Source organism: Enterobacter cloacae complex sp. OE43NF (assembly GCF_023544405.1).
GTDB lineage: Bacteria > Pseudomonadota > Gammaproteobacteria > Enterobacterales > Enterobacteriaceae > Enterobacter > Enterobacter cloacae.
Genome location: NZ_JAMJFW010000102.1, coordinates 1 through 3,708, shown reverse-complemented (window position 1 = coordinate 3,708; position 3,708 = coordinate 1). Strand labels below are relative to the sequence as shown.

Here is a 3,708-nt window from a genome sequence, read left to right as displayed (position 1 = left end):
TGCTAACGCCTGGCGAACATCAGTAATACCCGCTTCATTCTGGGCAGTTTTCGCCTCTAGACGAGTAACATCCGTGACGCGCGCTTCCGTCTCAGTAGCGATCACCTCCCGGAGCTGTTCGAATTTCGCAGAGTTAGCCCCCTGCTGCGCAGTCTGGCGCACAACAACATCAGCAATAGCCAGGGCATTGCCAATGATTGCTTCTGCTGTCTGCTTATTCGAACCTACTGCTGCAGCCAGACCATCGGCGTTCTCCTTAATCGCATCAGACAATTCGGCCAGTTTCTCGCTACTTTCAACGGCACTCTCAATCAGATCCTTGAATACCTCAGAATCTTTAATTTCCTCCAGGATCACATCGGTGATGTCGGAAACATCGATGCTCGCCTGTCCGCGCACCCAGTCGGTGTATCCGGACTCGTTCCCGCTGCGGTCCACCAGTTGCGCGCGGTACCAGAAAATCTGCCCAGCCTTAAGGCCCATCTGCTGATATTTTCGCTGCGGGTAAGGCACATCGGCCAGCAGCATCGCATCGTCTTCGGTACCGGTCAGACTGTACTGAATTTCCGTCTTCAGCGTGTCGTCGGTATTCGCCGGGAATCCCCAGTTCAGCTCGATACCGAATACCACGTTTTCAGAAGCGATAAAGCCAACTGGCTTCGGTGGATTGCCCACTTTACCCGTCAGCGTTTTCTCTTCCGAATATCCCCATCCGGAAGAAATTTCTGCGGCATTGATGGCGCGTACACGTACCAGATAGCGCCCGGCATAAATCCCAGGAACGTCGAATGACGTGGTGGAACTGCGCGGCACGTTCACCCAGTTTCCGTCGTTGCGGCGCCATTGCGCTTCATAGGCGATAGCGTTCTGCGCCTGGTCCCAGCTCACGCGCATCGTTTCGACGCTGATATTTTGCTGCACCACAGAAAACGAGGTGATCACGATGTTCGCAGGCGGCGACTGGTTGCCCGGCGGGATCACGCTCACCGGCCGCTGGTCAATGATGGCTCCGGTATCGATTCGGGCATATTTATCCGGATCGTGCCATGCACCGGTAATGGTGAAAGTGCCATCATCGTTATCAGCGACGCTCACAACACGATACTGCTGCGCGTAGAGTTCGTTTGACTCAACCACCCAGACAGCTTCGGCCTGAGGCGTCTCACTGTACGCGGTGGTTACTGTGACCGATTCCCCGTTAACCGCCTGAATGGTCCTGCTCTGTGACGCTCCGGAGGGAAGGTTGAGGATAAGGCGATCACCGGCTGCCGCATCAGCTACACGGTCAAGTTTGATAACGCGACCGTTAACGGTGCTGATGCGGCCGCCCATAACCTTTCCGGAAAGCAGCTCGTCTGCCACGGCGATGATGTAGCCTGGCTGCGGAATGTTTCCGTCCAGCCCGACATCAAACGAAACAACGCGATCCTTGTTGTTGGTGAGAATACCCCAGCGGCCCTTTCGGTTCGCTTCTGACTGCCTGGTGCAGCCGATAGCTGTCATTTCCAGCTGATTGAAGCCGTATCGCGCCACCAGCGCCTGCTCAAATACCGGCTCCATCGCGTCGGCATAAGCGTTCCCCGGGTCTGACCATGAAACCAGCGCTGTGGTATAGCGGCTTTTCGTGGTGCTGCTCGAATAGGTGAAGCGACCGCCAACAACGTTAGCGCGCGTGTAGCTGTAATCAACATCGCGCGGCATGTCAGCCAGGGCCACAATCTGATCCCCGCCCCAGTAGGTCATGCCACGGAAGATAGCAGCAAAATCGCGCAGGACCGTGTAGGCGTCGTTCCGGTCCTGAATGTACACGTTGCAGGTGTAACGTGGCTCGGTACCGTTGCCTCCTTTGCCGTCTGGTACCATCTGATCACAATACTGGGCAACCTGATAAAGCGTCCATTTATCAATATTCGCAGCGGTCAAACGGTGCCCAAGGCCGAACCGGTCAGAAACAACCAGATCGTAAAAAATCCACGCAGGGTTATCCGTCCATGCCCACTTAAACGCACCGGTCCATGTACCGCTATAAGTGCGGGTTTCTGGGTCGTAGGTATCTGGAACGCGGATAACACGGCCGCGCGGTTCGCATGAAATTTGAGGAATAGAGCCGTTGAACTGGCTTGAGTCGAATTCGATGTAGAGCAGCGCGGTGTTGGGGTAGCGCAGTTTGGCATCAATCACCTCGGTGAAGCTCTGCAGCGTCATCGTGTCGCCGATCTTCGCGCTGTTAGCGTCAGAGGTAATCTTACGCAGACGTATTGTCCAGGTGCTGCCAGCCTGCGGTAAATCGATACGGTGGCTGCGCTCATAACCTGAGGTCGTTTTCCCGGTCACACTGGTATTGAGGACTGTCTGCCATGTCCCGCCGTCCGTCTGCAGGTCAATCGCATAATTAACCGAGTAACCAACCAGATCGCCATCGTCCTCCTGCTTGAAAAGCGAAGGCCATTTCAGGCGTAAACGAACCGCCGAAAGCTGTGTATTGGTAAAGGTGCGCGTCCATGCTGTAGCGCTTGATACCTCAGTTCCTACGCTGATTTCGTTTTCGGTACCGGGAATACCCTGAATATATTTTTGCGCCTGCGTTCCCGCGCGAAACTCCCACGTTACGCCGCTGAAGTTTTGGGAGCCGTCAGCATTCTCCAGGGCTGTTCCGTCCAGGTAGATATCTTTGCCGGTGAGCTGCCCTGCAAACTCCCCTTCGCCAAGCGCAATGAGGATTTTTGCCTTCGCTACAGATTGCAGATCATCAGGCTGTTCGGTTGGGGTTCGTGAACTGGAGCTGCCGCCCTTGCAGCCCTTTAACACTTTATCTGTAGCCATATTGCGCCCATAAAAAAAGCCACCCGAAGGTGGCCAGAAAAAAGGTTTGTTATCTACTGCTGATCTTCGACATAAATTCCGGCAGAAATAATCGCTCCGCCTATCCGCCGGCGGCCATATAGGAGCGGTACCGGATAGCCTTGCGCCGCGGTGTTTGTTACACCACCGAATGCGTAGGATGCGCGGTTATCTGCGCTTTGTTTGCTTGCCAGACCTGCAGGTTGAGGAGATAGCATTTGGACTACACCTCCCAGCATCACCGCAGCGCCAAATTTATAGAAAAACGGAGATGCTGCTGCCCAGGGAGTAAAATTAAGTACTGCGCCAACAGCAACTAGGGCCGCGCCAAAAATAGTTTGCAACACTCCAGCCTTTTTGCTGCCGATGACTACAGGCACAATACGAATGACTTCACCCGTTACAGGGAACCCTAAATCATCAACGCTGATATTCTTTTTATCTTTATAAACGGCGTAAGTAAGGCCTCGCGCCTTGCTTGTATTCAAGAACGTCTCGAAACCAGTGATTGTTTTTGCAAGAGCATTGATTGCTTCTGAGGTGGTACGTATTAGACGATGATGTACTCTCCCATACGTTTTACCCAGAACGCCACCAAGTTCAATTCTGGTCATTATCTCTTGCATATGTTCTCCTAAATAAAAAAAACCGCCTAAGCGGTTTAATTTTTAAGTTATCTAAGGTCTCATATACTGAGAGCTTAATTTGGGGATGTTTTTCTCTGCCCTGTTTTTATTCACATCTTTGAAAAACATTTTCTTAACGGGGATATCATATCCTGCGCTTGCACACAGCGTAGAAATCACTGTTTGGTCAATAGGTTCACCAGTTTGAGAGTTAACATCAAATGATGCAGCAATAAGTTTA

General features: G+C 52.6%; 3 protein-coding genes. All 3 read right to left on the bottom strand.

Translation table 11 applies throughout. The annotated features are described in order from the left end of the window. Window positions 1-2,823: TipJ family phage tail tip protein (locus tag M8370_RS22925; RefSeq protein ID WP_250021822.1), on the bottom strand; the 2,823-nt coding region annotated here is incomplete at its 3' end. 53 nt (window positions 2,824-2,876) lie between these two features. Beyond that, window positions 2,877-3,467 (bottom strand): tail assembly protein, encoded by a 591-nt coding sequence (locus M8370_RS22920; protein WP_250021820.1) that lies wholly within the window; start codon window positions 3,465-3,467, stop codon window positions 2,877-2,879. Between the two features lie 51 nt (window positions 3,468-3,518). After that, a partial coding sequence (locus M8370_RS22915; RefSeq protein ID WP_250021819.1) for a hypothetical protein occupies window positions 3,519-3,708 on the bottom strand: 190 nt, incomplete at its 5' end.